The 5,628-nt window shown below is 40.5% G+C and carries 6 protein-coding genes; 5 read left to right on the forward strand and 1 reads right to left on the reverse strand.

What is annotated here, in order from left to right; all coding sequences use genetic code 11:
• Positions 1 to 326 (reverse strand): D-glycero-beta-D-manno-heptose 1,7-bisphosphate 7-phosphatase (gene gmhB, locus Q0V26_RS17780; protein WP_297486311.1); only part of this gene is annotated, 326 nt, incomplete at its 3' end.
• A gap of 303 nt (positions 327 to 629) precedes the next feature.
• Between gmhB and metN the strand changes: the two genes are divergently transcribed.
• The 5 genes from metN to Q0V26_RS17805 all read left to right on the forward strand — a co-directional run.
• Positions 630 to 1,664 carry a methionine ABC transporter ATP-binding protein MetN gene (gene metN, locus Q0V26_RS17785; RefSeq protein ID WP_297486313.1) on the forward strand — a complete coding sequence of 345 codons (1,035 nt, stop codon included), beginning with the start codon at positions 630 to 632 and terminating at the stop codon, positions 1,662 to 1,664.
• Positions 1,654 to 2,340 carry a methionine ABC transporter permease gene (locus tag Q0V26_RS17790; RefSeq protein WP_297486315.1) on the forward strand — a complete coding sequence of 229 codons (687 nt, stop codon included), beginning with the start codon at positions 1,654 to 1,656 and terminating at the stop codon, positions 2,338 to 2,340. The genes metN and Q0V26_RS17790 overlap by 11 nt, the downstream gene beginning before the upstream one ends.
• Before the next feature lie 59 nt (positions 2,341 to 2,399).
• Complete coding sequence (locus Q0V26_RS17795; RefSeq protein WP_297486316.1) at positions 2,400 to 3,215, forward strand: MetQ/NlpA family lipoprotein; 816 nt, start codon at positions 2,400 to 2,402, stop codon at positions 3,213 to 3,215.
• Between the two features lie 99 nt (positions 3,216 to 3,314).
• Positions 3,315 to 4,016, forward strand: coding sequence for a tRNA (N6-threonylcarbamoyladenosine(37)-N6)-methyltransferase TrmO (gene tsaA / locus Q0V26_RS17800; protein WP_107237645.1), 702 nt, complete (start codon positions 3,315 to 3,317; stop codon positions 4,014 to 4,016).
• Between the two features lie 126 nt (positions 4,017 to 4,142).
• Positions 4,143 to 5,628 (forward strand): proline--tRNA ligase (locus tag Q0V26_RS17805; RefSeq protein WP_297486319.1); only part of this gene is annotated, 1,486 nt, incomplete at its 3' end.

Below are 5,628 nucleotides of genomic sequence, written 5' to 3' on the forward strand. Positions count from 1 at the left end.
TTACGGCAATCACAATCTTGTAAATATTCACCTTTACCCTCAGTTGCATGATGCGGGCAATAGTAAATACCATCAAGTTCAATACCTTGATCTTCGAAGTTCCAATCCATCCATTCAGTCAAAGATAGAAACTCATCTTCACTGAAGATACCACGAGCAATACCTGATTGATTAGTGACTAAAACAAGTAAGTAACCCATTTCTTTGAATTTTTTACATGCACCAAAAACACCATCGATGTATTCAAAATCATCAACAGTATGTACATAGCCACGATCAACGTTTATTACGCCATCGCGATCAATAAAGACAGCAGGTTTGGCCACAAGAAAGCCCTCAATAAATTAGATATTAATTAAATATTGATTAGATTATGGCACGAGTTGGCATCGAAAAGTATTAGTTATCACCCCCAACAAGCTGATTATCATTGAAGTTAACACCGTTATAAAGACGAAAACCATTTAGACGTCTAGACGTAAAAATAGCTATTGACTTAAAAACCGATTACCAATAGCATCAGATTAACAGTTACAAAGATGTTTTAACCAGAATAACTAATCAGCAACAACCTATGCAATATAACATCACTCTCATATAATCGTTTTATCTAAGAATCAGGAAGTTCAATGATAGAAATAAAACAAGTCAATAAAGTGTTCTATCAAGGTGAAAAAGCGATCAATGCGCTAAAAGATATTAATCTCACCATAGAACAAGGAACGATTTTTGGCGTGATTGGCTCATCAGGTGCAGGAAAAAGCACTCTGATCCGTTGCGTAAATTTATTAGAAAAACCAACCAATGGTAATGTCGTGGTTGATGGAATTGATTTGACCAATCTTTCATCTAATGATCTGACGTTAGCTCGTCGTAAAATTGGCATGATTTTCCAACATTTTAATTTACTGTCATCACGTACTGTATTTGCCAATATTGCCTTACCACTAGAACTTGCCGGCGCTCCAGAACAAGAAATAAATACCAAAGTCACTGAATTACTATCACTTGTTGGTTTAGACGATAAACGTCATAGTTACCCCTCAAATTTAAGTGGTGGTCAAAAACAACGGGTCGCTATCGCACGCGCTTTAGCCTCTGATCCAAAAGTCTTGTTATGTGATGAGGCCACCAGCGCACTTGATCCTGCAACAACCCAATCAATACTGGCTTTATTACGTAAAATTAATCAGCAACTTAATTTAACCATTTTATTAATCACCCATGAAATGGATGTAGTAAAACGTATTTGTCATCAAGTTGCGATCATTGGTGATGGCGAATTAGTCGAACAAGGTCTTGTCAGTGACATTTTTGCGCACCCAAAAACAGAATTAGCGAAAGCGTTTATCCGCTCAACCTTGGATCTATCAATTCCTGAAGATTATCAATTAAGAATGACACCAACCTCGATAAAAGGAAGCTATCCATTAATTCGACTTGAATTTACTGGCGACTCTGTTGATGCGCCTTTGATTAGCCAAGTTGCACGTGAGTTTAATCTCGATATCAGTATTCTCAGTTCCAATATGGATTATGCAGGCGGAGTGAAATTTGGATTAATGCTTGCTGAATTCTTTGGTACTCAAACCGCCATAGATAACGCTATTACTTTTTTACGTGATCATAAATTAAATGTTGAGGTACTAGGTTATGTCTCTTGATGCAATAACAACATGGTGGCAGAGCAATCAGCGCCTAACTGAATTACTTATCGAAGCATTGGGACAAACATTAACCATGGTGTTTGTTGCAGGCTTAATTGGTTTTATCATTGGTATTCCGTTAGGTGTTGCCCTGCATCTCACCAAGAAAAATGGTTTATGGCACAACCCTCTTTTAAATAAAACACTCGGTATTGTGGTTAATATTGGCCGTTCAATCCCTTTTATTATCTTATTAGTTGCCATTATTCCTTTTACTCGATTTGTGGTTGGCAGTTCTATTGGTACCGCAGCCGCAATTGTGCCACTGACTGTTGGGGCTATTCCTTTTATTGCACGTTTAGTAGAAGGCGCATTACTGGAAATTCCAACAGGATTAATTGAGGCCGCACAAGCTATGGGTGCAACCCCAATACAGATCATTACCAAAGTGCTATTACCCGAAGCCCTACCTGGCATTATTAATGCCATCACTATCACCTTAGTTACCTTAATCAGTTATTCGGCAATGGCTGGAACGGTTGGCGGTGGTGGCTTAGGAGATGTCGGTATTCGTTATGGTTATCAACGTTTTGATGGCACCGTCATGGCAATCACCGTCATCATGTTAGTTATTTTAGTACAACTGATTCAATCAATTGGTGATCATTTAGTCAAACGCGTTGATCATCGCTAAAAAATAACAGTTTTATTTATCGCTATACCATTAGGGAAGCCCATTTAAGGAGAAATACTATGGCGTTCAATCTTAAACATCTTTTTGCCATTGCTAGCGTTGCTGCAGCGGTTGCACTAACAGGTTGTAGTGACCAAGAAGCGGTAGTTGATAACAATAAAGTTAAAATTGGCGTGATGGCTGGCGCAGAAGAGCAAGTTGCAGAAGTTGCTGCTAAACAAGCTAAAGATAAATATGGACTTGATGTTGAATTAGTTACCTTTACTGATTACGTTTCGCCAAATGCCGCGTTAGCAGAAGGATCTATTGATGCCAATGCTTTCCAGCATAAACCTTATCTTGAGCAACAAATTAAAGATCGCGGTTATAAATTTGCGATTGCGGGTAATACGTTTGTTTACCCTATCGCGGGCTACTCTAATAAGATTAAATCTGTTGATGCATTAAAAGATGGCGATCAGATTTCGGTTCCCAATGATCCGACTAACCTTGGCCGTTCATTATTATTGTTACAACAACAAGGCTTAATTACCCTCAAAGCTGATGCTGGTTTAACAGCAACCGTGTTAGATATTGTTAACAATCCTAAAAACCTTAACATCGTTGAATTAGAAGCTGCGCAATTGCCACGTTCATTAGATGATGTTGCTTTAGCGATTATTAATACGACTTATGCGAGTAGCTTAAATCTAACCCCAGAAAAAGACGGGGTGTTTGTTGAAGATAAACAATCACCTTACGTCAATATCATTGTCGCCCGTGAAGATAACGTCAAAGCAGAAAATGTTCAAAAATTCATTCAAGCTTATCAATCTGATGAGGTTTATAACTCAGCGCAAACCATTTTTAATGGTGGAGCAGTGAAGGGCTGGTAATCGCCTTACTTAACCTTTTTACATCAAGAGCAGGCCTGAGTGCCTGCTTTTTTTATGTTATATTATAAGATTACTTTCAGCGTATAATTGGCTAATTTAATGGCTTATAGCATTGAACCTATCGGTATCGTCCACTCCCCTTATAAAGAAAAATTCGCAGTCCCTCGCCAACCAGGATTAGTGCCAAGTGCCAATTGTGAAATTGTATTACAAGGTCTTGCTAATTCACTAGAAGCAGTACGAAGCATTGAGCAATTTAGTCATGTTTGGTTATTATTTTTATTTGATCAAAACTTAGAAGCAGGATGGCGTCCAACAGTTCGTCCACCTCGTCTTGGCGGTAATGAGCGGATTGGTGTTTTTGCTAGCCGTGCGACGTTTCGCCCCAACGGTATCGGTATGTCTGCCGTTAAATTAAAAGGAGTACGTCATCATAATGGTCAAGTCATTATTGATATTGGTGGCGCCGATCTAGTTGATGGCACACCAATTATTGATATTAAACCTTATATTCCCTACTCCGACAGTTTACCTGATGCATTAGGTGGCTTTGCTTCAGAGCAACCACCAACCCTAATCGTAGAATTTAGCCTTAACGCCCAGCAACAGTTATCAGGTAAAAAAGCGGATTATCATCGCGCGGTGATCACCGAAGTCTTAGCGCAAGATCCACGCCCCGCGTACAAAAAAGGCAAATCTGATAATAAAACTTATGCCGTTAACTTATTTGATTTTAATGTCCAGTTTACGGTTTCAGAACCTGTGATCACCGTAATTAGTATCGATACCATTAATCAATAATAGATCTTATGTAGTTATCTTTGGCGAATAGCGTCGAGACTGGTAATATAACAGGCTATCGTCATGATACTGACGGGTGGAACATCAGTTCCTTCTCTTTCCTTTCATCAATAACGGATACCATCAATGCGTACCAGTAAATATCTTCTTTCTACCCTGAAGGAGACGCCAAACGACGCAGAAGTCATTAGTCATCAACTAATGCTACGTGCAGGCATGATCCGTAAGTTAGCTTCAGGTTTATACACTTGGCTACCTACAGGTCTGCGTGTGCTGCGTAAAGTCGAAAACATCGTTCGCCAAGAAATCGACAATGCAGGCGCTATCGAAACCTTGATGCCCGTTGTTCAGCCGTTTGAACTATGGGAAGAGACAGGCCGCTCTGAAAAAATGGGCCCTGAACTACTTCGCTTTACTGACCGTCATTTCCGTCCGTTTGTACTTAGCCCAACCGCTGAAGAAGTTATCACTAGCCTTGTGCGTAATGAAGTAAGTTCTTACAAGCAACTGCCGCTAAACCTATACCAAATTCAGACGAAATTCCGTGATGAACGTCGTCCTCGTTTTGGTATAATGCGTGCTCGTGAATTCTGCATGATGGATGCTTACAGCTTTGATATCGATAAAGATGGCCTACAAAAGTCTTTCGATACAATGCATGCTGCTTACTGTAAAGCTTTCGATCGCATGGGTCTTGAATACCGTCCAGTATTGGCAGATTCAGGCGCAATCGGTGGTAATGGTTCTCAAGAGTTCCACGTACTGGCTGAAAGTGGCGAAGACTTAATCGCATTCTCTACTGAATCTGATTACGCTGCTAACATCGAAAAAGCAGAAGCTATCGCACCTGCTGTTGAGCGCGCAGAACCAACACAAGCAATGACAGTGATTGATACACCCAATGCGAAAACTATCGCAGAATTGGTTGAACAACATGGTATTGCTATCGAAAAAACAGTGAAAACATTATTCGTTAAAGCTTCTGATGAAATCGACGCACCTATCGTGGCATTGATCATCCGTGGTGACCACGAACTTAACGAAATCAAAGCAGAAAACCTTGTAGAAGTTGCATCGCCATTAGAGATGGCAACTGAAGAAGAAATGCGTGAGCTTATCGGCGCGAGTGCAGGTTCTCTAGGTCCTGTAGGCCTTGAACTACCTGTTATCGTTGACCACACTGTTGCAGTAATGAGTGACTTTGCTGCTGGTGCTAACATCGATGGTAAACACAACATCGGTATCAACTGGGGTCGTGACGTTGAACTTGGCCGTGTTGATGATCTACGTAACGTAGTTGAAGGCGATCCAAGCCCATGTGGTCAAGGTACGTTGATGCTAAAACGTGGTATCGAAGTCGGTCATATCTTCCAGTTAGGTACCACTTACTCTGATAAGATGAACTGTAGCGTACTTGATTCAAACGGTAAGAGTTCAATTCTAGAAATGGGTTGTTACGGTATCGGTGTATCACGTGTTGTGGCATCAGCTATCGAGCAAAACAATGATAAATACGGCATCATCTGGCCAGACGCTCTAGCGCCTTTCCAAGTGGCTATCGTACCAATGAACATGCACAAATCAGAGCGCGTTCAAGAAGCAGCAGAGAAGC

It is taken from the genome of uncultured Photobacterium sp., from assembly GCF_947039875.1.
GTDB lineage: Bacteria > Pseudomonadota > Gammaproteobacteria > Enterobacterales > Vibrionaceae > Photobacterium.